This is a genomic window from Tsukamurella strandjordii (assembly GCF_039525985.1).
GTDB classification, from domain to species: Bacteria; Actinomycetota; Actinomycetes; order Mycobacteriales; family Mycobacteriaceae; genus Tsukamurella; species Tsukamurella strandjordii.
Genome location: NZ_BAAAII010000005.1, coordinates 441,797 through 466,289, shown reverse-complemented (window position 1 = coordinate 466,289; position 24,493 = coordinate 441,797). Strand labels below are relative to the sequence as shown.

Here is a 24,493-nt window from a genome sequence, read left to right as displayed (position 1 = left end):
GACGGAGGTGCGCGATGCGGGTGATGGGGGTGGACCCCGGTCTCACCCGTTGCGGCCTCTCCGTGGTCGAGACGGGCGCGGGCCGCAAGGTCACTGCGCTCGATGTGGACGTGGTGCGGACACCGTCCACCATGCCGCTGCCGGAACGCCTCTTGGCGGTGTGGACCGCGGCGGAGTTCTGGATGGATACCCACGAACCCGATGTGATCGCCGTGGAGCGGGTCTTCGCGCAGCACAACGTGTCCACCGCGATGGGTACCGCGCAGGCCGGCGGCGTAGTCGCCCTGGCCGCGGCCCGGCGGGGCATCGCCGTGCACTTCCACACCCCGTCGGAGGTCAAGGCGGCCGTCACCGGCAACGGCAACGCGGGCAAGGCGCAGGTGACCGCGATGATCACCAAGATCCTGGGGCTGCAGAAGGCCCCGGAGCCCGCCGACGCGGCCGATGCTCTTGCGCTCGCCGTCTGTCACAGCTGGCGGGCGCCGATGATCGCGCGGATGGCGGAAGCGGAACGCCGTGCGGCGGAACAGAAGAAGGTCTTCGAACAGCGGCTCGCTGCGCAGCGTCGCGCGGGTCGTGTCACAGGAGGAGTGCGATGATCGCGTCGCTGCGCGGCGAGGTACGGCACATCGGTCTCGATCACGTGGTGGTCGAGTGCGCGGGTGTCGGCTACAAGGTGCTGGTGGCGCCCGCCACCGCGGGTGCGCTCACGCGCGGGGCCGAGGGCTCGCTGCTCACCTCGATGGTGGTGCGCGAGGACTCGATGACGCTGTACGGCTTCACCGATTCCCCGCAGCAGGAGCTGTTCCACCTGCTGCAGACCGTGCAGGGGGTGGGGCCGCGGTTGGCCATGGCCGCCATCGCCGTGCTCGAACCGGCCCAGATGCAGACCGCGATCGCCTCGGGTGACATCAAGACGTTGTGCTTGATCCCCGGTATCGGCAAGCGTGTCGCCGAGCGGATCCACGTCGAGCTCAAGGACAAGGTGGCCGCGCCCACCACGTCCACCGGCACCGCCGCCGGGTCGACGGCGGTTCCGGGCGGAGTCGGCCAGCAGTTGCTGGACGCGCTGGAGGGACTGGGATTCACGCCGAAGCAGGCCGAGCCCGCCGTCACCGCGGCGATCGAGGCGGGGCCCGACAAGCCGGTGTCCGAGCTGCTGCGCGATGCGCTGAAGTCCCTGGGGAGGGGCTAGCGCGTGGAGTACGACGACGAGGTCGGCAGCGAGTTCGATGACGAGGTCTCGGGCCTGATGGGCCCGGCGCCCTTGTCCGGCGACGATTCCGATTCGCTGCGCCCGAAGTCGCTCGACGAGTTCATCGGCCAGCCCAAGGTGCGCGAGCAGCTCCAACTCGTGCTGCACGGCGCCCGCAAGCGCGGCGGAACCCCCGACCACATCCTGCTGTCCGGCCCGCCCGGCCTGGGCAAGACCAGCCTCGCGATGATCATCGCCGCCGAGCTCGGAACGGCGCTGCGGGTGACCTCGGGGCCGGCCTTGGAACGCGCGGGCGATCTCGCGGCCATGCTGTCCAACCTGGTCGAGGGCGATGTCCTGTTCATCGACGAGATCCATCGGATGGCCCGCCCGGCCGAGGAGATGCTCTACCTCGCGATGGAGGATTTCCGAGTGGACGTGGTGGTGGGGAAGGGGCCGGGCGCCACGTCCATCCCGCTCGATGTGGCGCCGTTCACCCTGGTGGGCGCCACGACCCGGTCCGGTGCGCTCACCGGGCCGCTGCGCGACCGCTTCGGGTTCACCGCGCACATGGACTTCTACGGCACCGACGATCTGGTGCGGGTGATCGAGCGCAGCGCGAGGATCCTGGGCATCGAGATCGTGGGGGAGGCCGCGGCGGAGATCGGGAGCCGCTCCCGCGGCACCCCGCGCATCGCCAACCGGCTGCTCCGCCGGGTCCGCGATTTCGCCGATGTCCGTGCCGACGGCGTGGTGACCGTCGAGGTGGCGCGCGGCGCGCTCAAGGTCTACGACGTCGACGAGCTCGGTCTCGACCGCCTGGACCGGGCCGTGCTCGGCGCCCTGATCCGCAGCTTCGGCGGTGGACCCGTGGGCGTTTCCACCCTGGCGGTCGCGGTCGGTGAGGAACCCGGCACCGTCGAGGAGGTGTGCGAGCCCTTCCTGGTGCGCGCCGGCATGCTCGCCCGCACGCCCCGCGGCCGCGTCGCCACCATGGCGGCCTGGCACCACCTCGGGCTCGAACCCCCGGCGGGTGCGCTCGCCTCCGGCATCGAGGTCCGGGGCGACTTCGATGCCGGCGACGAGCGCCTGTTCTAGCGCTGCGGAGCCAGGTCGTAGAGCGTCACCCCGTCGACGGTGCGCGCCGCGTAGGTCTTCTCGACCCACGAACGGATCTCCGCGGCCGTTCCCGTGCCGCCGAATCCCCCGAAACCCTCACCGGATTCGGTGAAGAAGTAGTGGATCTTGCCCTCGGCCACGTACTGCTGGAACTGCGCCAGCGTGGGGGACGGATCGGTGCCGTTGAAGCCGCCGATCGGCATCACCGGCTTCCCGGTGGCCAGCTGATAGCCCGCCGCGGCGTTCGCGCCCACCGTCGCCGCCACCCAGGTGTACCGGTCGGCGTCCCGCGACAGCAGAGCGGTCACCTCGGGACCGGCCGTGCTGCCCATGAGGAACGACGGTCCGCCGCCGGTCCCGGACCGCTCGGCGCCGTCGCTCCGCCCGCCCGGACCACCCGGACCACCCGGACCGCCGGGGCCGCCGGGGCCGCCGGGGCCGCGTTGTGCGGCGGCGTGGTCCGCGCGCCCCTTGCCGCCTCCCGGCCCGAAGCCGTGGCCGCTCGAGGGCCCCGCCGAGACGATGGCGCCCTGGCGCGGTGTTGCGATGGTCTCCGCGGTGAACGCCACCTGCCCTGCGAGGCCCACGAACACGGACGCCGCCGCGATCAGGCCGGCGAGCCGTCGGGATCGTCTCGCCGAGGGAAGCAGTGTGGCCAGCAGGGCCACCGTCCCCACGAGCGCCGCCGCCGCGATCGTCCACCGCAGCCAGGGATTCCAGTTCGGCGTCTGATCGAGGATGTACCAGCCGGTGGCCCCGGTGGACGCCACGGCGAGGGCCGCTGTCACACGCACCCAGGGGACCTGCCGTTCCCGCCAGCCCACCGCCACCCCGATCGCCACGAGCGCGGCGATGGCGGGCGCGAGGGCCACCGTGTAGTACGCGTGGAAGATGCCCGCCATGAAGCTGAACGTGAGGCCCGTGACCAGCAACCAACCGCCCCAGGCGATCACCGCTGCACGATCGCCGTCCGTACGGGGCGCGCGGCGGCGCAGTACCAGCACCACCGCGATCGCGATGAGCGCCGCGGGGAGCAGCCAGGCGATCTGTCCGGCTTGGGCGGGCTGGAACATCCGCAGGATTCCGGCGTCGCCGAACATGCCTCCGCCCCTGCCCCCGGGCAGGTCCATCCCGGCGGGCAGCTCGAATCCCGGGGGCGGCTCCATGCCGCCGCGGCCGGGACCCACGCTGCCCTTCTCGTTCCCGTTGAGCCGCCCGAGTCCGTTGTAGCCCAGCGTGAGCTCCAGAATCGAATTGCTTTGTGAGCCGCCGATCCACGGCCTGGATGCGGCGGGCCACAACTCCACGGTGAGCAACCACCAGCCCGCGCCGACCACCATCGCGGCGCCCGCGGCGAACACCTGGGCGATCCGGGTCCGTAGGCGCGGGGGCCCGGCGATCAGATAGGTGAGCGCCAGCCCGGGCACGATCAGCATCACCGCGAGCTGCTTGGTGAGGAATCCGACCCCGACGAACGCCCCGCACGCGATCAGCCACCGCCACCGGCCGTCCTCCACGGCCCGCAGCATCGCCCACGTGGCGGCGATCATCACCAGCACCAGGAGCGCGTCCGGATTGTTGAACCGGAACATCATGGCGGCCACCGGCGTCACCGCCAGGATCAGCCCGGCGAGCAGACCCGCGAGGGCGCCGAACCGCCGGCGCACGGTGGCGTACAGCAGTGCCACCGAGGCCACTCCGAGCAGCGCCTGGGGGATGAGCATCGCCCACGAGTTCACGCCGAAGACGCGGGTGGAGAGTTCCATCACCCACAGCGAGGCGGGCGGCTTGTCCACGGTGATCGAGTTCGCGCCGTCCGAGCTGCCGAAGAACATGGCCTTCCAGCTCACGGTGCCCGCCTGGACCGCCGCAGCGTAGAAGGCATTGGCCCAGCCCGCCCGACCGAGGCCCCAGATGTACGCGACCGCCGTCCCCACCAGGAGGACGGCGACGGCCGCGCGTTCCTGCAGTCGCGTCACGCGGCGGCTCCGGCGGTGCGGAAGATCAGGCGCATACCCACGAAGCGCAGCACCGTGGCCACCAGGTTGGCGATCACCAGCACCGCCAGTTGTACCTCGCGGGAGGCGCCGGGGGCGGCGCTCGCGAGCAGTGCCAGGCTGCCGGCGGTGAGCGCCCAGGTGACCAGGAAGACGACGAGCCCCTGGGTGTGGTGCCGCACGGCTCCCTCGCGGCCGCGGACGCCGAACGTGAACGCGCGGTTGGCCGCGATGTTGCCGACGGCGGTGATCAGCAGGGCGGTGAAGTTCGCGGCCTGCGCCCCGATAGCAGAGTGCAGCAGCAGGTAGAGCAGGGCGTAGGCCACGGTGCTGGCCACGCCGATCATCGCGAACCGCGCGAGCTGGCCGACCATGCCGTGCGGTACCCCGGCGATCTCCGGTTCGTCGCGGCCGAGTGCCCGGCGCACATCGTCGAGGGGAAGCCGGCCCGCGGCCAGCGCCCGGCCGACCCGCGCCATGCCGCGCAGGTCCTTGGCCACGGTGTCCGCGATGTCCACGCGACTGTCGGGGTCGTCGGTCCAGTCCACGGGGACCTCGTGGATGCGTAGCCCGGCCCGCTCGGCGAGCACCAGCAGCTCGGTGTCGAAGAACCACTCGCCGTCCTGCACCAGCGGGAGCAGTTGTCGCGCGACGTCGGTGCGGATCGCCTTGAACCCGCACTGCGCATCGGAGAACCGCACTCGCAGCGCGGTGTGCAGGAGCAGGTTGTAGCCGCGGGAGATGAACTCCCGCTTGGGCCCCCGCGTCACCCGCGCACCGCGGCCGAGCCGGGTGCCGATGGCGAGGTCGCTGTGTCCGGACAGCAGCGGAGCGACGAGCGGGAACAGCGCGTTGAGATCGGTGGACAGATCCACGTCCATGTAGACCAGCACCTGGGCGTCGGAGTCCGACCACACCCGGCGCAGTGCCCGGCCCCGGCCCTTGGCGTCCAGGTGCACCACGCGCACGCCGTCGATCGCTCCTGCGAGCGCGTGCGCCACCCGCAGTGTGTCATCGGTACTGGCGTTATCGGCGATGGTGATCCGGGCGGGGATGCGCAGTGAGTCGGCGAGGTAGGCGTGCAGGGTCTCCACGCAGTGCGCGAGGGAGTGGGCCTCGTTGTACACGGGGACCACGATGTCGAGGACGGGGGCGCCGGACGGTGCTCCCTCGGGAGATCGGGCGGCGGCCGGGCCCATGCGGTCGGGGGCGGTCTCGGTTGTCATGAAGACGAGACTCGGGCGCTCGGCTGCCGTAGCCCTGCGGTGGATCTGTGGGATCGCTGGGAACAGGACCAGGGCTCACCGCGGCCGGGGCGTCGCGTTCCGCCAATCCCGCGGCGTGACGCCGAACCTGCCGCGGAACCAGCGGGAGAAGTTCGACGGGCTGGAGAAGGCGAGAATCACCGAGATCTCGGTGAACGAGTAGCGCCGCCCGGACACCAGGTGGCGCGCGAGCGTGGATCGGGCCTCGTCGACGACCGCGGAGAAGGTGGTGCCCTCTGCGGCCAGGCGCCGATGCACCGTCCGCCGGTCGACGCCGAGGCTGCGTGCCACTTGCTCGGCGGAGCACCGCCCCGTGGGGAGCAGCAGATCGACCAGTTGCCGTGTGCGCTGGACATGGTCGCTGCGGGTGTCCCCGTCCGTCGTGCTGAGGAACCGTCTGGTGTACTCGCGCAGCTGCGGATCCGAGGTGGCGGTGGGGCGGTCCAGGTCGCTCTCGTAGAGGCTGACGCCGTGCCCGTCGGCGTCGTAGCGGACCGCGCCGCCGAACATCCGGCGGGCGGTGGCGTCGTGACGGGGCGCGGGGTGGGCGAAGAACACCGACAGGGGAGTCCACGTACCGCCCAACAGTTCCCGCAGGAGCGCGTGGATCACGCCGACGGCCAGGTCGACCGCCTGCCGGTCGGGTGCGGGGCGATCGAGGTGCAGATCGATGCGCACGGTCGCGATCCCGTCGGCGACGGTGAGCCGGGTGTGCAGGGCCTCGTTGTACATCCGCTCGTGACGGATCAGCATCTGCAGTGCGCTGCGGACGTCCGGTTCCTCGCGGAGTACCAGGCTCAGCGGGCCGAGGTGGGACAACCGTCTCAGTTCGGCGAGGCGGAGACCGAGATCGTCGCGCCCGGTGATCTCCGCGGTCCGTTCGAGCAGATCGGTCACGGCAGCGGCAGGTACCCAGCGGTCCTGCACCGCGACGCCGCCGGGGTCGAGGCCGGCATCACGCAGCAGGGTCCGCGGATCGGCGCCCAACCGCGTGGTCAGGTCCACGTAGTTGGCCAGCGAGGCGTAGCGGGCGAGTGGCACCCGAGGACTCGTCAGTGTGATCGCAATCACCTCACTGTCTCGACATGAACAGTTTCGCGTCCCGGCAAGAACAGAATAGCCGCCCCGGGCGTCCTACCGTCGTCTTCATCACATTCGGTGTCGACCCAGAGAGGACCCCATGGCGAACGCAATCCGCTTCCACGAGACCGGAGGCCCCGAGGTGCTGCGGTACGAGGCCGTGCCGACCCGCGAGCCGGATGCCGGCGAGGTGCGGATCCGGCATGAGGCCGTCGGCCTGAACTTCGCCGACATCTACTACCGCACGGGCCTGTACCCGGTGCCGCTCCCGAACGGCATGGGCGTCGAGGCCGCGGGCACGATCGACGCCATCGGCCCCGATGTCGAGGACTTCGCCGTGGGTGACCGGGTCACCTACACCTACACCGGCAGCCCGCTCGGCGCCTACAGCACCGAGTTCGTGCTGCCCGCGCGACATCTCATCCCCGTGCCGGACGGGGTCGACCTCGCCACCGCCGCCGCCTGCACGATGCGCGGCCTCACCGCGGCCTACCTCATGCGGCGCATTCATCCCTACCGCCCCGGCGACACCATCCTGTTGCACGCCGCCGCCGGGGGCGTGGGCCTCATCGTCGCCCAGTGGGCCAAACTCCTGGGGCTGACCGTGATCGGCACCGTGTCCACGCCGGAGAAGGCCGAGGTGGCCCGTGCGCACGGCGTCGACCACATCGTCCACTACCGGAGCGAGGACACCGCCGCCCGCGTCCGCGAGATCACCGGCGGAGCCGGGGTTCCGGTGGTCCTCGACAGCATCGGCGCCGCGACCTTCCAGGCCTCGATCGACTCGCTCGCGCGCAGGGGCCTCCTGGTGTGCTTCGGCACCTCTTCCGGTCCGATCCCGCCCATCGACGCTATGCAACTGGCGATCAAGGGCTCCCTGTTCATCACCCGCCCGGCGCTCGCCGACTACATCGCCGACCCCGCCGAACGGGCCGACCTCGCCGGAGAGCTGTTCGGGCACATCGCCGCCGGCCGGATCGAGATCCCGATCGGGCAGAGCTATCCGCTCGCCGAGGCGGCCCGCGCGCACGCCGATCTCGAATCCGGGGCCCTCACCGGCTCCTCGATCCTCATCCCGTAACCGCACCGGAAGCAGGCATCACCATGACTGTCACCACCGCACCCGCCGCTGGCCGGCTCCGCGCCGAACGGCTCACCGCCCACCTCGGAGCCGAACTGCACGACGTCGATCTCGCCGAGGTCGCCCACGACGATGCGCTGTTCGCCGAACTGAGGGCGTTGCTCCTCGCGCACAAGGTGCTGTTCGTGCGCGATCAGCCGATCAGCCGCGCCGATCACGTGGCGCTCGCGCGCCGCTTCGGCGACCTCGAGGACCATCCCGTCGTCGGCAGCGATCCCGAACACCCCGGCCTCGTCCGCATCTACAAGGACCTCGACAGCCCGCCGGAGCACTACGAGAACGCCTTCCACTGCGACGCCACCTGGCGGGAGAACCCGCCCTTCGGCTCCGTGCTGCGCTGCGTCGAGGGCCCCGACGTGGGCGGCGACACGATCTGGGTCGACATGGTGGCCGCGTACGAGGCGCTCCCGATGGACATCAAAGGGCGGATCGAGGGCCTGCGCGCACGGCACTCCATCGAGGCCAGTTTCGGCGCCGCGATGCCCGCCGATCAGCGCGCGGCGCTGCACGCCCGATTCCCCGACGCCGAGCACCCGGTGGTGCGCACCCACCCCGAGACGGGCGAGAAGATCCTGTTCGTCAACGCCTTCGCCACGCACCTCACCAACTTCCACACTCCCGAGAACGTGCGCTTCGGCTACGACTACGCCCCCGGCGCAGCGGAACTGCTGCACTACCTCACCCGGCAGGCCTCCGTCCCCGAGTTCCAGGTGCGCTGGCGCTGGACCGAGAACAGCTTCGCCATCTGGGACAACCGCTGCACCCAGCACTACGCGGTGCAGGACTACTGGCCCGCGGTCCGCCGCATGGAACGCGCCGGCATCGTCGGCGATCGACCGTACTGACATCACCTCAGCCCCACCGATTCAAGGAGAACCCCATGCACTTCCACGACGACGCCCTTTTTCCCGAGGTCCAGGAGAAGCAGGTCATCACCGTTGCGCCGTACGGCCCCGAGTGGGAGGTCGACGACTTCCCCGAGGACCTCCCGCTGAGCATCGAGCAGCACGTCCAGCAGGCCGTGGACTGCTACGAGGCCGGTGCGACCGTGCTGCACATCCACGTCCGGGAGCTGGACGGCAAGGGCAGCAAACGACTGTCGAAGTTCAACGAGCTGCTCGTCGGACTGCGCGAGGCCGTGCCGGACATGATCCTGCAGGTGGGTGGCTCCATCTCCTTCGCACCCGAAGGCGAAGGCGCCGAGGCGAAATGGCTCTCGGACGATACCCGTCACATGCTGGCGGAACTGGATCCGAAGCCCGACCAGGTGACCATCGCCATCAACACCAGCCAGATGAACATCATGGAACTGATGACCGCGGGCGATATCGCGGGCACCTCCATGGAGCGCCCCGAGCTCTACGACACCTACCGTGAGATGACGGTGCCCGCCGGCCCGGCGTGGGTCGAGGAGCATCTGCGCAGGCTGTCCGCCAACGGGATCCAGCCGCACTTCCAGCTGTCGTCGATCCCGCAGCTGGAGACCGTTGAGCGGCTCATTCGCCGCGGCACGTACATGGGGCCGCTGAACCTCACCTGGGTGGGCATCGGCGGCGGCTTCGACGGCCCCAACCCGTACAACATCATGAACTTCATCAACCGGGTGCCCGACGGGGCCGTCTTGACCCTCGAAACCCTCATGCGCTCGGTACTTCCCGTCAACACGATGGCCATCGCGATGGGGCTGCACACCCGGTGCGGCAACGAGGACACCATCTGGGGCCGCCCGGGCGAGAAGATCACGTCCGTCGACCAGGTCAAGCAGCTCGTGCGGATCAGCGACGAGCTCGGCAGGGACGTCGCCACCGGCAAGGAGGCGCGCGACATCTACCGCATCGGACAGCAGTACTCGTCCGTCGAGGAGACCCTGGCGAAGGTGGGCTACGCGCCCAACCGGCAGCCCGGTCAGCTCGGTTTCACTCAGCACGCGTGACGGGTGGACGAGCATGGCCCTCATGACCACCCGTCCGGGTGACCTGGAGGACGCCGACGGCGATGCGTCGGCGGGACCCGCGCGGTCCCGCCGGCGGATCTACCCGTGGATCGTCTTCACGCTCGCGTTCGCACTACTGCTGTCGGACTACATGTCCCGGCAGGTGCTGGCCGCCGTCTTCGTGCCGCTCGGGCAGGAACTGCATCTCGACAAGGCGCAACAGGGTTCGCTCATCTCCGTGGTCGCCCTCATGGTGGGAGTGCTGACGCTGCCGGTGTCGATCCTCGCCGACCGGTGCGGGCGCGTGCGCAGCCTGGTGGTGATGGCGGTGCTGTGGTCGATCGCCACCCTCGCCTGTGCCTTCGCGCAGAACTACGAGCAACTCCTGGCAGCGCGATTCGTGGTCGGTGTCGGTGAAGCCGCGTACGGGAGCGTCGGAATCGCCCTGGTGCTCAGCCTGTTCGCGCCCCGCGTGCACGCCGCACTGTCTGCCTCGTTCATGGCCGGCGGCTCGTTCGGCACCATGATCGGTACCGGGCTCGGCGGCCTCATCGCCGTGCACTTCGGCTGGCGCTGGTCACTCGGCGCGATGGCCGTACTGGGGCTGCTGCTGGTGGCCGCGTTCAAGGCGGTGGTCACCGAACGCCGCGTGCGCGAACACCGGGTCTGCGATGCGGCCGATGCGGGCGCGGGCTCCGTGGAGCGCATCACCCGAGCGCCACTCACCAGCCTTTTCACCAACCCGCCAGTGCTCTGCGCGTACATCGGCAGCGGCCTGCAGATGTTCATGGCAGCCGTCCTGCTCACCTGGCTACCAACGTTCTTCAAGGAGGAACACCACCTGGCAGTGGATCGTGCCGGTGGCATGGCAGCGGCCTTCGTCATGCTGGTGGGAACGGGAATGGTGGTGTGCGGCTACATCGCCGATCGGTGCAGCCAGGGCGACGCGACCCGCAAGTGGACGCTCGGTATCGCGTACTGCGTGATCGCCTTCGCCGCACTCATGGTGGCCTTCCGCCTACCGATCGGCGCGGGGCAGCTCGCGCTGCTGGGGATCGGGGCCTTCTTCGCGGCGGGGACGTCGGGCGTCGCGGCGGCCACCGTCGCATCCCTCACCCACAGCTCGGTTCAGGCCTCGGCGATGGGAACACTGACTCTCGCCAACAACCTGCTCGGTCTGGCGCTCGCGCCGATCCTGATCGGGGTGCTCGCGGACCACCTCGGTCTCATGGGCGCGCTGCGCCTGGCGCCGATCGTGTACGTCCCGGCCGTGCTGATCATGATCGCGGGCAAGCGGCTGCACCCGCGCGGCGTCGCGCGGCTGCGCGCCCTCGACGCGGCGGGTGCGCGATGACCGCGGCCACCGTCGTCATCGTGCCCGGCCTGCGCGGCCCCACGCCGGAGCACTGGCAGGAGCGGTACGCGGCCCGGGTGGAGCGGGCGGTCGCCGTCCCCTTCCCGGACCGGTCCGACTGGCACGATCTCGCGGTCCGGACCCGTCTGCTCGCAGAGACCGTGGCCGCGGCGGACGGGCCCGTGATCCTAATGGCGCACAGCGCGGGCGTGCTCACCGTGGCGCACTGGGTGGCCTCGCGCGAACCCGCCGACCCGACGGTGGGGAAGGTCGCCGGCGCCGTTCTCGCCACGCCTCCGGATTTCGGGGTGGCCTGGCCCGAGCCCCACCCACAACCGTCCGAATTGGCGGCGGCGGGGTGGGAGCCGATTCCTCGGGGGCGGTTGCCCTTTCCCTCCGTGCTCGCGGCGAGCCGCACCGATCCGCTCGCGCGGTACCGGACCACGGCCGGGCTCGCCGAAGTATGGGGCAGTCGCCTGGAGGACCTGGGCGATGCCGGACACCTCAACCCCGCGTCCGGATACGGCGAATGGCGGCTCGTGTCCGACCTGGTGGCCGAGGTCGCGCAGCGAGCGGAGATCGTGACGATGCCGTGACACGCATCCCGGGCACCACCGTCCGCCGGCTTGTCGGTGGGAGCGCCTAGCCTCGAGGCAACCGAGACGAGGGGAACGCGCGATGACGGATGAGGTCCACGGTGCACTGACCGCGGAGCGTGCGGAACGGGCGCGCGGGGTGATCGAAGCCCTCGCCGGTCCCGGTGCCGCACTGCGCGCCGACCAGGAGACGGCGGTGGGCGCGCTCCTCGAACCCGGCGCCCGCGTTCTGGTGGTGCAGGCCACCGGGTGGGGCAAGTCGGCGGTGTACTGGGTGGCCACCGCACTGCGGCGAGCCGAGGGCGCGGGCCCGGCGCTGATCGTCTCGCCGCTGCTCTCGCTCATGCGCGATCAGGTCGCCGCCGCCGAACGGGCGGGTCTGCGCGCCGCCACGCTCAACTCCTCGAATTTCGACGAGTGGAGCGCCATCGAGCAGCGGCTCACCGCCGGGGAGATCGACGTGCTCCTGGTCTCGCCGGAGCGCCTGGCCAATCCGTCCTTCGGCCGCCGCGTGCTCTCCGCCCTGGAGGGATCACTCGGCCTCCTCGTGATCGACGAGGCGCACGCGGTGTCGGACTGGGGCCACGATTTCCGCCCCGACTACCGCCGCGTCTCCGATGTGCTCACCCGCCTGCACCCGCAGACCCCCGTGCTGGCCACCACCGCGACGGCGAACGCCCGCGTCACCGCGGATGTCGCGGCCCAGCTCGGCGACGCCACCCTGGTGCTGCGCGGCCCGTTGGCGCGGCGCTCCCTCCAGCTCAACGTGCTCCCCGCGCTCGCGCCGATCACCCGGTACGCCTGGGTGGCCCGCCACCTTCCCGACCTGCCCGGCTCCGGGATCGTCTACGCGCTCACGGTGGCCGACGCCGAGCGGCTCGTCGAGGGCGTACGAGCGGTGCACGGGGCCGATTACCCGGTGGCCGCGTACACCGGGAAGCTGGATCCGGACACCCGGGAACGGCTCGAGGATGCCCTGCGCGCCAACGAGATCAAAGCGCTCATCGCCACCTCCGCCCTCGGTATGGGATTCGACAAACCCGACCTCGGCTTCGTGGTGCACGTCGGTTCACCACCGTCGCCGGTGTCCTACTACCAGCAGGTCGGTCGTGCCGGCCGCGCGATCGATCACGCCGTCGTCGCACTGCTGCCGTCGGAATCGGATGCGGGCGTGTGGGACTACTTCGCCACCGCCACCATCCCGGATCCCGAGCAGATGACGAAGGTGCTCACCGCCCTCGGCGACGACGAGACGGGGGAGGGGCTGTCGGCCATCGCCCTCGAGGCGGGCACGGGGCTGCGGCGTACCCGGATCGACCTCATGCTCAAGCAGCTCGCCGTCGACGGCGCGGTCGAGCGGGTCGAGGGCGGCTACCGGTTGACCGGGGCGGACTGGCACTACGACGGAGCCCACTACGACGGCATCGTGGCCACCCGCCGGCGCGAGGCCGACATCATGCGCGCGTACACCCGGGGCGAGCGCTGCCTCATGCAGCTACTCACCGAATCGCTCGACGATCCCGAGGCGGCTGCCTGCGGGCGCTGCTCGGTGTGCCTGGGACACGTCCCGGACGGCCTGGGGGAGGCGCCGCCCGCCGAAACGGCCCGCGCCGTCGCCGGCACACTCCGGGCACAGAGCCAGGTGCTCGAACCTCGCAAGATGTGGCCCGGCGGCTCGTCCGGTCGCAAGGGGCGCATCGCGCCCGATGTCGCCGCGGAGCCCGGCCGGGTGATCGTCTTCGCCGACGCCCCGGAGTGGACCGGCACCATCACCGCCGCCGCGGCCGGCGACCACCAGGCGACCGCCGACCTCGCGGAGGCGTCGATCGCCGCCCTGTCCCGGTGGCGGCAGCAATGGCCGTCCCGTCCCGAGGTGGTCGCATCGCTGCAACTCACCGACCGTGCCGAGCCCGTCGAGCCGGTCGCCGATCGGATCGCCGAGGTCGGCAGGCTCGATCGGGTGTCGCTCCCCGTGCCCCGCGGGCCGGCGCCCGGCCGCGACGCCTCGGGAGCGCAGGAGGCCGCGCACTGGCTGGACGCGATCACCGTCGACGACACCGTCGCGACCGCGGTCCGCGCCCGTTCCGTGCTGCTCGTGGTCGACACCACCAGCACGGGGTGGCCGGTCACGGTGGCTGCGGCGCGGCTCCGCGAGGCGGGCGCCGCCTACGTTCTGCCGCTGGTCCTGCACCGTCCGGCGTGACCCGCACCCCCTGCGGCCAGGGGGAACGGACCGGCGTCACGGAGTTGTGGAAGACTGGACGGTCGAGTGCTGCCCGTGACCCGGGCGGCTGCCCCCGCGGAGCGACCCCGCGCCCCGAGAATTGAGGAGATCGACGATGGAACTCGTGCTGCCCCTGCTGCTGGTGATGATGCTCGGCTTCATGTTCTTCAGCTTCCGCAAGCAGAAGAAGCAGATGAACGAGACCCTGCAGATGCAGGAGAACCTGGGTGTCGGCACCAAGGTCATGACGAGCACCGGCCTCTACGGCACCGTCGTGGGCCTCGGCGAGGACACCGTCGACCTGGAGATCGCCCCCGGCATCACCACCACCTGGGTGCGCCGCGCCGTCGCGAAGGTGCTGACCCCGGAGGAGCTGAACGCCCCCGATATCGAGTCGATCCCCGAGGCCGACACCACCCCCGAGGTCGAGACCGAGAAGCGTCCCGAGGACCGCTGACCCGCATCGACCGTCGACGCCCGGCGACCGCCGGGCCCTTCACCCACGCCGAGGAGTAGTAACTACCCGTGGCCAAGATCTCATCGAGCCGTGACGGAAACGGTAATCCGTGGAAGCCACTCGCGTTCTTCGGTGTTCTACTCATCACCGTTTTCGGGTTGATCTTCTTCACCGGCGACCGCAAGCCGGAGCCGAAACTGGGCATCGACCTGCAGGGCGGCACGTCCGTCACGCTGCAGGCCACCAAGCCGGACGGCACCCGGCCCAGCTCCGACTCCCCGGAGCTGGAGCAGGCGCGCGACATCATCAACCAGCGTGTGAACGGGCTCGGCGTCTCGGGTTCCGAGGTGAAGATCAACGGCAGCAACCTCGAGATCACCGTGCCCGGCGAGGACGGCGATCAGGCCCGGACCCTGGGCCAGACCGCGCGCCTGCTGGTGCGCCCCGTGATCAGCTCGGTTCCCGCGCAGGCGCAGCCCGGCGCTCCGGCACCCGACCTCACGGACCCCGACGTGGCGAAGAAGGCGCTCCTCGACGCCAAGGCGGTGCGACAGTCGACCGACGCCGCGGCCCAGCAGAAGGCCGCTTCGCAGATCAACTGCGACGCCGCGGATCCGCTCGCCGGCAACGACGACCCCAAGCTGCCCCTGGTGACCTGCGGCAAGCTCGAGAACGATGCGAACAACCCGCAGCCGCGGATGGTCTACACGCTGGCCCCGTCGATCATCGACGGCCAGTCGATCAAGAACGCCAGCTCGGGCATCCCGCAGAACCAGGCCCAGTACGTGGTCACCCTGGAGTTCACCGGTGACGCCGCCAAGGAGTGGGCCGATTTCACCACGAAGAACCGCGGCAAGCAGGCCGCCTTCGTGCTCGACTCGCAGGTGATCACCGCGCCCCAGATCAACGAGCCGATCACCGGCGGCCAGACGCAGATCTCCGGCAACTTCGACCAGAGCTCGGCGGCCGAACTCGCGAACGTCCTCAAGTACGGCTCGCTCCCGCTGTCCTTCAAGGCCGGCACCGCGCAGACCGTGAGCGCCACGCTCGGCTTCGACTCGCTGCGCGCCGGCGTGATCGCCGGCCTGATCGGCCTGGTCCTGGTGCTGATCTACGCCCTCGCGTACTACCGCGCCCTCGGCGTCCTGGTGGCGCTGTCCCTGGTGCTCTCCGTGGCCATGCTGTACGGCCTGCTGGTGCTGCTGGGCCGGTGGATCGGCTACTCGCTGGACCTGTCCGGCATCGCCGGCATCATCATCGGTATCGGTATGACCGCGGACTCGTTCGTCGTCTACTTCGAACGCATCAAGGACGAGATCCGAGAGGGCCGAAGTTTCCGGTCCGCCGTTCCCCGCGGTTGGGCGAGCGCCCGCCGCACGATCTGGACGGGCAACGCCGTCTCGCTGCTGTCCGCGGTGGTGCTGTACGTCCTCGCGGTCGGTGAGGTGCGCGGCTTCGCCTTCACCCTCGGCTTGTCGACCATCCTCGACGTGGTCATCGTCTTCCTGGTGACGCACCCGCTGGTGGTCCTCGCCTCCCGCACCGATTTCTTCGCCAAGCCGTCGATGAACGGTCTCGGGGCGGTCGCCGCCATCGGCCGCGAGCGCCGCCGTGCCGTGGCCAACACCGACGCGACCACCACCGATGGGGCCACCACGACCGGGGCCGACACCGAGGAGGCGAAGGCATGAGCGACACCACCACTCAGGTCTCCGACAAGGAGAAGAAGGCCAGCTTCTTCACCAAGCTGTACACCGGCACGGGCGCCTTCGACATCATCGGCCGCCGCACCGGCTACTACATCGCCACCGGCATCATCGTGGTGGTCGCGATCCTCGGCATCCTGATCCCGGGCTTCAAGCTCAGCATCGACTTCGAGGGCGGCACCCAGGTGTCCTTCCCCGTCGGGAACTCGCAGGCCGATACCGCCAAGGCCCGCGAGGTCGTGCAGTCGGCCACCGGTGTGGCACCGTCCGCGGTGCAGACCGCCGGCTCCGGCGCCTCGCAGACCTACCAGATCGCCACCTCGGAGCTGAGCGCCGACCAGATCACCAAGGCCCGGGCCGCTCTGTTCCAGGAGTTCCAGCCGCCCGGCCGGGACGGCAAGCCGTCCGCGAACACCATCAGCTTCTCCGCGGTGAGTTCCACCTGGGGCGGGCAGATCACCCGCAGCGCCCTCATCGCGCTCGTGGTCTTCCTGGTGCTGGTGACCATCTACATCGCGGTCCGGTTCCGCGAGATGGAGATGGCGCTCGCCGCGCTGGCCTCGCTGTTCTTCGACGTGGTCGTGACCGCGGGCGTGTACGCCTGGTCCGGCTTCGAGGTCAGCCCCGCCACGGTGATCGGCCTGCTCACCATCCTCGGCTTCTCCCTGTACGACACCGTCGTCGTCTTCGACAAGGTCGAGGAGAACGTGCGCGGCGTGCTCCACACCAACCGCCGGACCTTCGCCGAACAGGCGAACCTCGCGGTCAACCAGACCCTGATGCGCTCGATCAACACCACGGTGATCTCGGTGCTGCCGATCATCGCGCTCATGGTGGTGGCCGCGTGGATCCTCGGCGTCGGCACGCTGATGGACCTCGGCCTGGTGCAGCTCGTCGGCGTCGTCGTGGGCACGTACTCCTCGGTCTTCTTCGCGGCACCGCTGCTGGTGACGCTCAAGGAGATGAAGCCGGAGTACAAGGCGCACACGCAGAAGGTGCTCAACAAGCGCCGCTCGGTGGGCGTCGAGGCGGAGGCCGCCGTGGTGCAGACCGCGCACCGGCTGTCCCGCCCGCCCGTGCGCAAGCGCGACCGTCACCGTGGCTGACGAGGCCCGCGCGGCGGTGGCCGCGCACACCCGGCACGTTCCCGATTTCCCCGAGCCCGGTGTGGTCTTCGCCGACCTCACGCCGGTCTTCGCCGACGGTGCCGCCCTCGCCGCCGTCATCGACGGACTCGCCGAATCGGGCCGGGACGGCTCCGGTGCGGCCGCGGTCGATCTGGTGGCGGGCCTGGACGCCCGCGGCTTCCTCCTGGGCTCCGGTGTGGCCCTGCGGCTCGGCGTGGGCGTGCTCGCGGTCCGCAAGGCGGGCAAGCTGCCGCCGCCGGTGCTCCGCGAGGAGTACACCCTCGAATACGGTTCCGCGGCACTGGAGATCCCCGCCGAGGGCATCGCGCTGCGCGGCCGCCGGATCCTGGTGGTCGACGACGTGCTCGCGACCGGCGGCACCGTCTCCGGCGCCGTCGCGCTGCTGCGCCGGGCCGGCGCCGAGGTGCACCGCGTGTCCGTGGTGCTCGAGCTGGAGGCCCTGGGCGGGCGTTCGCGGCTGGCGGAAATGCCGGGTGGGCCCGTCGAAGTGTCGGCCATCTCGGTAGGCTGATTCCCTAGCCCAGCCACCACACGAGGACGGGGAGGCACCATGTCGCTGCCACCACAGGGACCCGACTCCGCGCGCACCGCCACGGCCGAGGCCGCCCCGCAGCCGCCGAACCTGGAGACGACGGGGTCCACCACCCGCCGCGTCCGCGCCCGCCTCGCGCGCCGCATGACGGGCACCCGCAACCACGTGCGGCCCGTCCTGGAGCCGCTGGTCGCACTGCATCGTGAGGTGTATCCGAAGGCCGATGTCGCGCTCATCGAGCGCGCCTACGACGTCGCGGAGCAGCGGCACGCCTCGCAGATGCGCAAGTCCGGCGACCCGTACATCACGCACCCGCTCGCCGTCGCCACGATCCTCGCCGAGCTGGGCATGGACACCACCACGCTGGTGGCCGCACTCCTGCACGACACCGTCGAGGACACCGGGTACAGCCTGGACGCGCTGACCGCGGAGTTCGGCTCCGAGGTGGCGCACCTGGTGGACGGTGTCACCAAGCTCGACAAGGTGGCCCTGGGCACCGCCGCCGAGGCAGAGACCATCCGCAAGATGATCATCGCGATGGCCCGCGATCCGCGGGTCCTGGTGATCAAGGTGGCCGACCGCCTGCACAACATGCGGACGATGCGCTTCCTGCCGCCGGAGAAGCAGGCCCGTAAGGCCAAGGAGACGCTGGAAGTCATTGCACCGCTGGCGCACCGGCTCGGTATGGCCACGGTCAAGTGGGAACTCGAGGACCTGTCCTTCGCGATCCTGCACCCGAAGAAGTACGACGAGATCGTGCGGCTGGTGGCCGACCGCGCACCGTCTCGCGATACCTATCTGGCCAGCGTGCGCGCCGAGATCAACGGGGCGCTCACGGCCTCGCGGATCGTGGCGGACGTGCAGGGCCGCCCCAAGCACTACTGGTCGATCTATCAGAAGATGATCGTCAAGGGCCGGGACTTCGACGACATCCACGACCTGGTGGGCGTGCGGATCCTGTGCGATGAGGTGCGCGACTGCTACGCCGCCGTCGGCGTGGTGCACTCGCTGTGGCAGCCGATGGCCGGCCGGTTCAAGGACTACATCGCGCAGCCGCGGTACGGCGTGTACCAGTCGCTGCACACCACCGTGATCGGGCCCGAGGGCAAGCCGCTGGAGGTGCAGATCCGCACCCGCGACATGCACCGCACCGCCGAGTTCGGGATCGCCGCGCACTGGCGGTACAAGGAGACCAAGGGCAAGGGCGGCAAGGGCGGTTCCGATCTGTCCGAGGTCGACGACATGGCCTGGATGCGGCAACTGCTCGACTGGCAGCGGGAAGCCGCGGACCCGGGGGAGTTCCTCGAATCGCTGCGCTACGACCTGGCGGTCAAGGAGATCTTCGTCTTCACCCCGAAGGGCGATGTGATCAATCTGCCCGCGGGCAGCACCCCGGTCGACTTCGCCTACGCCGTGCACACCGAGGTGGGGCACCGCTGCATCGGCGCGCGCGTCAACGGCCGTCTCGTGGCACTGGAACGCAAACTGGAGAACGGCGAGGTGGTGGAGGTCTTCACCTCCAAGGCCGAGAACGCCGGCCCGTCGCGCGATTGGCAGTCCTTCGTGGTGTCCCCGCGCGCCAAGGCCAAGATCCGGCAATGGTTCGCCAAGGAGCGCCGCGAGGAGGCCCTCGAGAACGGCCGTGACGCCATCGCCAAGGAGGTGCGCCGTTCCGGCCTGCCCCTGCAGCGGCTCACCAACGCCGAGTCGATGGCCGGGATCGCCAAGGAGCTGCGGTACGCCGACGTCTCCGCGCTCTACACCGCGGTCGGTGAGCACCAGGTGTCGGCGCACACCGTGGTGCAGCGGATGCTGGAGCAACTCGGCGGAATCGAGGAGGCCACGGAGGAGCTCGCCGAGCGCAGCACCCCGTCCACCATCTCCGGCCCGTCCACGGCGTCCACCGATGTCGGGGTCCTGGTCACGGACCAGCCCGGCGTGCTGGCCAAGCTGGCCAAGTGCTGCACCCCGGTGCCCGGCGACGAGATCGTGGGCTTCGTGACCCGCGGCGGCGGTGTCAGCGTGCACCGCACGGACTGCACCAACGTCGCGGAGTTGCGCAAGGAGCCCGAGCGCTTCCTGGACGTGAAGTGGGCGCCGTCGCCCTCGTCGGTGTTCCTGGTCGCCATCCAGGTGGAGGCCCTCGATCGGCACCGGCTGCTGTCCGATGTCACGAAGGTGCTCGCGGACGAGAAGGTGAACATCCTCTCCGCGTCCGTGACCACCTCGCGGGACCGGGTCGCGGTGTCGCGCTTCACTTTCGAGATGGGCGATCCCAAGCACCTCGGGCACGTGCTGAACGTGGTCCGCAATGTGGAGGGCGTCTACGACGTCTACCGGGTGACCTCGGCGCAGTAGCGCCTGCTCCGCACCCGAGCCGGGGGCGCATCCGGAACCCGAAACGACAGGGGCCCCGCGGCGAATCGCCGCGGGGCCCTCGTCGTGATGCCGACTAAGAGGCCAGCGTCATCGAGGTGATGTTCACCGGCTGCGTCGGCCGGCCGTCGGTCGCGGGCTGCCCCGGCTTGGGCTTCTGCGCGTTCGGGTTGGGGACCCAGGTGATGCCCTTCTTGGCGATCTCCTGCACGACCTTGAGGCCCGCGTCGTCCAACTTGCCGATCACCGAGTAGCTCGCCGGAAGGGTCGAGTCCTGGTAGACGAGGAAGAACTGGCTCGAACCGGTGTTGAAGGTGCCGTTCTGGCCCGTCTGCGGGTTCGGCTGCTGGTTCGAGTTCGCGACCGCGATCGTGCCCGCGGGGTAGACCACCGACGGTGTCTGGCCGAGCTGGTTCGGCGACGCATCGCCCTGCAGGAAGGTCGGGGTCTCGTCCGGGGAGGTCCAGTTCGGGCCACCGACGCCGGTGCCGCTCGGATCGCCGCACTGAAGGACGAACAGTCCCTTGGACCGGCCGTCACCCTTGTTGGCGGTCTCCCGATGGCACGGGGTGTTATCGAAGTACTTGGCCTGGATCAGCGTCACGAAGGTCTCGACGTTGCAGGGCGCCTTGGAACGATCGAGCTCGTACCCGATGGCTCCCTGATCGGTGGTGATCGTGCCCGGGAGCGTACCGGTGGTGGGCACGTCCTTGCCGTCCGGCTTGCTCACGGTCTTGTTGCGCTCGGCCATCTGGTCGATCTGCGGCCGCTTCTTCGCCAGCTCGTCGGCGGCCTTCTGCGCCTCGTCCAGCTGCTCGTTCGCCGCGGCGATCTGGTCCTTCATCGTGTCGCGCTGGTCCGGCGGCAGCGCGGCGATCCGGTCCGCGAGCTGCTTGCGGTTCTCGGCGAGCTGCTTCGGCTGCTCGTCGATGTTCTTCCGCGCGTCGCCCGCCGCATCGCGATCGGCGTAGGTGCAGGTCGTGTGCGTGGACTTGAAGCGGTTCTCCGCACCGACGCGGAGCGGGGCCCGGGGCCCCTGGGGAAGCCAGATGTAGCAGCCGGCCGCGACGAGCGCCACGACCACGGCGGCACTGATGCCGATGGCCGTGATCTTGCGCTTGCGGGCCTCGGCCTCACGCCGCTCGTTCTGGCGCGCGAGTTTCTCGCGGGCAGCCTGACGGCGCTCCTCATTGCTCGGCACGGTGTGACGACCTCCTAGTAACCGATAGTCCGGCGGGCACGACGCAGTGACATTCGGGCAGCCGCCGCAGTGACACAGACGGCACCTCCGCGGTGACACCGGCAGCGCCGCCGCCCAGGCAAGTCTGCCAGTTAAACCTGATAGACGCCGCCACCGGGTCTGGTGACACAATGGTCGGATGCTGATCACCGGATTCCCGGCGGGGGTGTTCCAGACCAACTGCTACGTACTCGCGGACGGTCCAGGGGCGGACGCCGTCATCGTCGACCCAGGCCAGGACGCTGTCGAATCCGTGAAGGCGCTGCTCGCCGAGCATCGCCTGAATCCGGTTGCGGTGCTGCTCACGCACGGTCACCTGGACCACACGTGGACGGCGCAGCCGCTCGCCGACGAGTTCGGCATCCCGGTGTACATCCACGCCGACGACCGTCCCATGCTGGCCGATCCGGCGGTGGGGATCGGCCCCGCTCTCGGCGCGATGATCGGTGGTCAAATCTTCACAGAGCCGGAGAAGGTCATCGAGCTCGAAGACGGCGAACCGGTCACGCTCGCGGGGATCACCTTCGGCGTGGACCTCGCGCCCGGCCACACCCGGGGCTCGATCGTCTTCACCACCGACGTCCCGCAGGTCGACGATGCCGGTGATCCCGTGGACGCCGATCCGGTCACCATCGCCTTCTCCGGCGACGTCCTGTTCCAGGGCTCGATCGGGCGGACCGATCTGCCGGGCGGCAGCCATGAGCAACTGCTGGAGTCGATCGCGGAGAAACTGCTGCCGCTGCCCGACGACACCGTCGTGCTCCCGGGCCACGGTCCGGCCACCACCATCGGAGCGGAACGGGCGTCGAACCCGTTCCTGCAGGGGCTCACGGGCACGCAGACGCCCGCGGAGCGGAAAGGACGATACGGACTGTGAGCGCCGGTAGTTTCCAGGCACCCAAGGGCATCCCCGACTACATCCCGGTGCCGTCGGGGGAGAAGAACAGCTCCGCCGACTTCCTCGCGGTGCGCACCGCGCTGCTGCGCGCGACCGCGGACGCGGGGTACGGCTACATCGAGCTGCCGATCTTCGAGGACACCTCGTTGTTCGCCCGCGGTGTCGGTGAATCGACCGATGTGGTGGCGAAGGAGATGTACACCTTCGCCGACCGCGGCGATCGCTCGGTGACGCTGCGTCCCGAGGGAACGGCGGGCGTGGTGCGCGCGGTCCTGCAGCACGGCCTCGATCGCGGCCAGCTCCCGGTGAAGGCCGCCTACGCGGGCCCCTTCTTCCGGTACGAGCGCCCGCAGGAGGGTCGCTACCGGCAGCTGCAGCAGGTGGGCATCGAGGCGATCGGGGTCGACGATCCCGCCCTCGACGCCGAGGTCATCGCCGTGGCCGACCGCGCCTATCGCAGTGTGGGTCTCGACGGATTCCGGCTCGAGGTCTCGAGCCTGGGCGACGAGACCTGCCGGCCGCAGTACCGCGAGAAGTTGCAGCAATTCCTGTTCGCGCTGGACCTGGACGAGGAGACCCGGCGCCGGGCGGAGATCAACCCGCTGCGCGTGCTGGACGACAAGCGGCCCGAGGTGCGCGCGATGACCGCCGACGCCCCGCTCATGATCGACAACCTGACGCCGGAGCCGAAGGAGCACTTCGAGAAGGTGCTCGGCTATCTCGATGCCCTCGGCGTCGCGTACGTGGTGAACCCGCGTCTGGTCCGCGGGCTCGACTACTACACCAAGACGTGTTTCGAGTTCGTCCACGACGGCCTCGGCGCGCAGTCCGGGATCGGCGGCGGTGGGCGCTACGACGGCCTGGTCGAGCAGCTGGGTGGGCGCGAGGGCGTCACCGGTGTCGGCTTCGGCCTGGGCGTGGACCGCACCCTGCTCGCGCTGTCCGCCGAGGGCAAGCGCGCCCCGTCGGCCCCTCGCGTGGTGGCCTTCGGTGTGCCGCTCGGTGAGGATGCGCGCGATGCGATGGTGCCGCTCCTCGGCCGGCTCCGCGCGCGGGGTGTCGCCTCGGACATGGCGTACGGCAACCGCGCCATGAAGGGCGCGATGAAGGCGGCCGACCGTTCCGGTGCCCGATTCGCCCTGATCCTGGGCGAATCCGAGCTCGCCGACGGTGTGGTGATGCTCAAGGATCTGGCGAACGGCGAGCAGCGCCCGGTACCGCTCGATACCGTGGCGGACGTGATCGCCTCCGCGAACGATGTGAGCCCCTCCGACGGCGCGAGCGCGCGGTAATCGCGTGTCGGCGAGTCCCGTCGAGCCCGGCGCCCGTGACCCGCGGGAGCTGAGCGCGGAGGACGCGGTCGATGTCGACCTGATTCCGCCGCGGCTGGTGCTGCCCAAGGTCCGCCGCGCGGTGTTCGCGGGTGTCGCGATCACGGTGGTGGCCGCCGTCCTGGTGGCGCTGCTCGTTTCGCCGGTCTGGGGCGCGGCGGTGCTCGTCGCGGGCGCCGCGCCGGGGATCGGCGGCTACCTCGGGGTGATGCGGCGGCGGGTCGTTCTCGACCACCGGGTGATCACGCGGCGAGCACTGCTGACGCGGCGGGTGAACCTGATCGCCGCCGAGGAGGTGGACCTGGTCGCGGAGGTGGCCAGGCTGGCGCAGGTGTCTCTGCGGATCAGTCAGGGCCGCACCACGATGCGGGTTCCCGTCGCGCTGTACGGCAGCGCCGGCCGCGGGCGGGTGCGCGGGCGTGAGCTTCCGATGCTGGCCACCCGCCGACTGTCCGAGTCGCTGAGCCGCCACGCCGATCCGCACGTCCGCGAGATCGGGCGAGTGCTCGGTGAACAGTCCCGCGCGCAGGCGACCTCGGTGCCGATCCGCGACCGGCCCCTCTATCGCGCGGCCGGTATCGCCCGCGAGGTGGGCGGGAACGAGGAACTGGTCTTCACCGCCGACGAGGTCGACGAACTCAATCGCCCACCCTGGTGACGACGACGCGCCGTTCGAAAGCTTGACTCGAATCGAACAAAGTGTTCGACTGGGTGGGTGCGATGGGAAGGGCAGTTGTTGACGGAGGACGCCGGATCCGGCGTTCGGGCTCTACCCGGGCTGGAGGGGATCGGTCGCGCCGTCTCCACGCCGGAATTCGAGGGCATCACCTTCCATGAAGTGCTGTGCAAGAGCGCGCTGAACCGCGTACCCGAGTCGGCGGCGCTGCCCTTCGAGTGGACC

The 24,493-nt window shown here is 70.3% G+C and carries 21 protein-coding genes and 1 pseudogene; 18 read left to right on the top strand and 4 right to left on the bottom strand.

Features of this window, described 5'->3' with window-relative positions:
* Window positions 1-14: 14 nt before the first annotated feature.
* From ruvC to ruvB, 3 genes are read left to right on the top strand one after another with little or no spacing between them, the layout of a single operon-like run.
* On the top strand, window positions 15-599 hold the full coding sequence (ruvC, locus tag ABD108_RS11300; protein ID WP_305110748.1) for a crossover junction endodeoxyribonuclease RuvC: 585 nt from the start codon (window positions 15-17) through the stop codon (window positions 597-599).
* Window positions 596-1,195 (top strand): Holliday junction branch migration protein RuvA, encoded by a 600-nt coding sequence (gene ruvA, locus ABD108_RS11295; RefSeq protein WP_220659036.1) that lies wholly within the window; start codon window positions 596-598, stop codon window positions 1,193-1,195. Before ruvC ends, ruvA begins: the two co-directional genes overlap by 4 nt.
* Window positions 1,196-1,252: 57 nt before the next feature.
* Window positions 1,253-2,293 carry a Holliday junction branch migration DNA helicase RuvB gene (gene ruvB / locus ABD108_RS11290; RefSeq protein ID WP_255585884.1) on the top strand — a complete coding sequence of 347 codons (1,041 nt, stop codon included), beginning with the start codon at window positions 1,253-1,255 and terminating at the stop codon, window positions 2,291-2,293.
* Here ruvB and ABD108_RS11285 read toward each other — a convergent pair.
* The 3 genes from ABD108_RS11285 to ABD108_RS11275 all read right to left on the bottom strand — a co-directional run bounded on the left by ABD108_RS11285 (window position 2,290) and on the right by ABD108_RS11275 (window position 6,617).
* A complete protein-coding gene (locus tag ABD108_RS11285) occupies window positions 2,290-4,293 on the bottom strand; it encodes a glycosyltransferase family 39 protein (protein WP_343930329.1) in 2,004 nt (667 codons plus the stop codon). The genes ruvB and ABD108_RS11285 overlap by 4 nt on opposite strands.
* Window positions 4,290-5,537, bottom strand: coding sequence for a bifunctional glycosyltransferase family 2/GtrA family protein (locus ABD108_RS11280; RefSeq protein WP_220659033.1), 1,248 nt, complete (start codon window positions 5,535-5,537; stop codon window positions 4,290-4,292). The genes ABD108_RS11285 and ABD108_RS11280 overlap by 4 nt, the downstream gene beginning before the upstream one ends.
* A gap of 75 nt (window positions 5,538-5,612) precedes the next feature.
* Window positions 5,613-6,617: an AraC family transcriptional regulator gene (locus ABD108_RS11275; protein WP_343930328.1), complete on the bottom strand. Its 1,005-nt coding sequence runs from the start codon at window positions 6,615-6,617 to the stop codon at window positions 5,613-5,615.
* 139 nt (window positions 6,618-6,756) lie between these two features.
* On the opposite strand from ABD108_RS11275, the gene ABD108_RS11270 reads away from it, so the two are divergent.
* From ABD108_RS11270 to ABD108_RS11220, 11 genes are all read left to right on the top strand, one after another.
* The gene (locus ABD108_RS11270; protein ID WP_343930327.1) at window positions 6,757-7,737 is read left to right on the top strand and encodes a quinone oxidoreductase family protein; all 981 of its coding nucleotides are present in this window, start codon (window positions 6,757-6,759) and stop codon (window positions 7,735-7,737) included.
* 23 nt (window positions 7,738-7,760) lie between these two features.
* On the top strand, window positions 7,761-8,642 hold the full coding sequence (locus ABD108_RS11265; RefSeq protein WP_343930326.1) for a TauD/TfdA dioxygenase family protein: 882 nt from the start codon (window positions 7,761-7,763) through the stop codon (window positions 8,640-8,642).
* A gap of 35 nt (window positions 8,643-8,677) precedes the next feature.
* Window positions 8,678-9,730: a beta-keto acid cleavage family enzyme gene (locus ABD108_RS11260; protein ID WP_220659029.1), complete on the top strand. Its 1,053-nt coding sequence runs from the start codon at window positions 8,678-8,680 to the stop codon at window positions 9,728-9,730.
* Between the two features lie 13 nt (window positions 9,731-9,743).
* Window positions 9,744-11,084: an MFS transporter gene (locus ABD108_RS11255; RefSeq protein WP_425579777.1), complete on the top strand. Its 1,341-nt coding sequence runs from the start codon at window positions 9,744-9,746 to the stop codon at window positions 11,082-11,084.
* Window positions 11,081-11,680, top strand: a complete 600-nt coding sequence (locus ABD108_RS11250; RefSeq protein ID WP_343930324.1) for an RBBP9/YdeN family alpha/beta hydrolase — start codon at window positions 11,081-11,083, stop codon at window positions 11,678-11,680. The genes ABD108_RS11255 and ABD108_RS11250 overlap by 4 nt, the downstream gene beginning before the upstream one ends.
* 82 nt (window positions 11,681-11,762) lie before the next feature.
* Window positions 11,763-13,883, top strand: coding sequence for a RecQ family ATP-dependent DNA helicase (locus ABD108_RS11245; protein ID WP_343930323.1), 2,121 nt, complete (start codon window positions 11,763-11,765; stop codon window positions 13,881-13,883).
* Window positions 13,884-14,019: 136 nt separating this feature from the next.
* The gene (gene yajC / locus ABD108_RS11240) at window positions 14,020-14,361 is read left to right on the top strand and encodes a preprotein translocase subunit YajC (RefSeq protein ID WP_343930322.1); all 342 of its coding nucleotides are present in this window, start codon (window positions 14,020-14,022) and stop codon (window positions 14,359-14,361) included.
* Window positions 14,362-14,429: 68 nt separating this feature from the next.
* Window positions 14,430-16,052 (top strand): protein translocase subunit SecD, encoded by a 1,623-nt coding sequence (gene secD / locus ABD108_RS11235; protein WP_220659024.1) that lies wholly within the window; start codon window positions 14,430-14,432, stop codon window positions 16,050-16,052.
* Window positions 16,049-17,173, top strand: coding sequence for a protein translocase subunit SecF (gene secF / locus ABD108_RS11230; protein ID WP_220659023.1), 1,125 nt, complete (start codon window positions 16,049-16,051; stop codon window positions 17,171-17,173). Before secD ends, secF begins: the two co-directional genes overlap by 4 nt.
* Window positions 17,166-17,726 (top strand): adenine phosphoribosyltransferase, encoded by a 561-nt coding sequence (locus ABD108_RS11225; protein WP_343930321.1) that lies wholly within the window; start codon window positions 17,166-17,168, stop codon window positions 17,724-17,726. Before secF ends, ABD108_RS11225 begins: the two co-directional genes overlap by 8 nt.
* A gap of 39 nt (window positions 17,727-17,765) precedes the next feature.
* Window positions 17,766-20,105: a RelA/SpoT family protein gene (locus ABD108_RS11220; RefSeq protein WP_220659021.1), complete on the top strand. Its 2,340-nt coding sequence runs from the start codon at window positions 17,766-17,768 to the stop codon at window positions 20,103-20,105.
* 94 nt (window positions 20,106-20,199) lie between these two features.
* On the opposite strand, the gene ABD108_RS11215 is transcribed toward ABD108_RS11220, so the two are convergent.
* Window positions 20,200-21,324: a peptidylprolyl isomerase gene (locus tag ABD108_RS11215; protein WP_343930320.1), complete on the bottom strand. Its 1,125-nt coding sequence runs from the start codon at window positions 21,322-21,324 to the stop codon at window positions 20,200-20,202.
* Window positions 21,325-21,502: 178 nt separating this feature from the next.
* Between ABD108_RS11215 and ABD108_RS11210 the strand changes: the two genes are divergently transcribed.
* The 4 genes and pseudogenes from ABD108_RS11210 to ABD108_RS11195 all read left to right on the top strand — a co-directional run.
* A complete protein-coding gene (locus ABD108_RS11210; protein ID WP_220659019.1) occupies window positions 21,503-22,240 on the top strand; it encodes an MBL fold metallo-hydrolase in 738 nt (245 codons plus the stop codon).
* A complete protein-coding gene (hisS, locus tag ABD108_RS11205; protein ID WP_220659018.1) occupies window positions 22,237-23,553 on the top strand; it encodes a histidine--tRNA ligase in 1,317 nt (438 codons plus the stop codon). The genes ABD108_RS11210 and hisS overlap by 4 nt, the downstream gene beginning before the upstream one ends.
* Window positions 23,554-23,557: 4 nt before the next feature.
* Entirely contained in the window at window positions 23,558-24,250 is a 693-nt protein-coding gene (locus tag ABD108_RS11200; protein ID WP_220659017.1) for a hypothetical protein, read from the top strand.
* Window positions 24,251-24,307: 57 nt separating this feature from the next.
* Window positions 24,308-24,493, top strand: a pseudogene (locus tag ABD108_RS11195) (Rv2578c family radical SAM protein); the annotation flags it as partial.

Bases quoted from the DNA above. Each gene is read 5' to 3' on its own strand.
- ruvC (WP_305110748.1), top strand. From the start codon at position 15: ATGCGGGTGATGGGGGTGGACCCCGGTCTCACCCGTTGCGGCCTCTCC.
- ruvA (WP_220659036.1), top strand. From the start codon at position 596: ATGATCGCGTCGCTGCGCGGCGAGGTACGGCACATCGGTCTCGATCAC.
- ruvB (WP_255585884.1), top strand. From the start codon at position 1,253: ATGGGCCCGGCGCCCTTGTCCGGCGACGATTCCGATTCGCTGCGCCCG.
- ABD108_RS11280 (WP_220659033.1), bottom strand. From the start codon at position 5,537: ATGACAACCGAGACCGCCCCCGACCGCATGGGCCCGGCCGCCGCCCGA.
- ABD108_RS11270 (WP_343930327.1), top strand. From the start codon at position 6,757: ATGGCGAACGCAATCCGCTTCCACGAGACCGGAGGCCCCGAGGTGCTG.
- ABD108_RS11265 (WP_343930326.1), top strand. From the start codon at position 7,761: ATGACTGTCACCACCGCACCCGCCGCTGGCCGGCTCCGCGCCGAACGG.
- ABD108_RS11260 (WP_220659029.1), top strand. From the start codon at position 8,678: ATGCACTTCCACGACGACGCCCTTTTTCCCGAGGTCCAGGAGAAGCAG.
- ABD108_RS11255 (WP_425579777.1), top strand. From the start codon at position 9,744: ATGGCCCTCATGACCACCCGTCCGGGTGACCTGGAGGACGCCGACGGC.
- ABD108_RS11250 (WP_343930324.1), top strand. From the start codon at position 11,081: ATGACCGCGGCCACCGTCGTCATCGTGCCCGGCCTGCGCGGCCCCACG.
- ABD108_RS11245 (WP_343930323.1), top strand. From the start codon at position 11,763: ATGACGGATGAGGTCCACGGTGCACTGACCGCGGAGCGTGCGGAACGG.
- yajC (WP_343930322.1), top strand. From the start codon at position 14,020: ATGGAACTCGTGCTGCCCCTGCTGCTGGTGATGATGCTCGGCTTCATG.
- secF (WP_220659023.1), top strand. From the start codon at position 16,049: ATGAGCGACACCACCACTCAGGTCTCCGACAAGGAGAAGAAGGCCAGC.
- ABD108_RS11220 (WP_220659021.1), top strand. From the start codon at position 17,766: ATGTCGCTGCCACCACAGGGACCCGACTCCGCGCGCACCGCCACGGCC.
- ABD108_RS11210 (WP_220659019.1), top strand. From the start codon at position 21,503: ATGCTGATCACCGGATTCCCGGCGGGGGTGTTCCAGACCAACTGCTAC.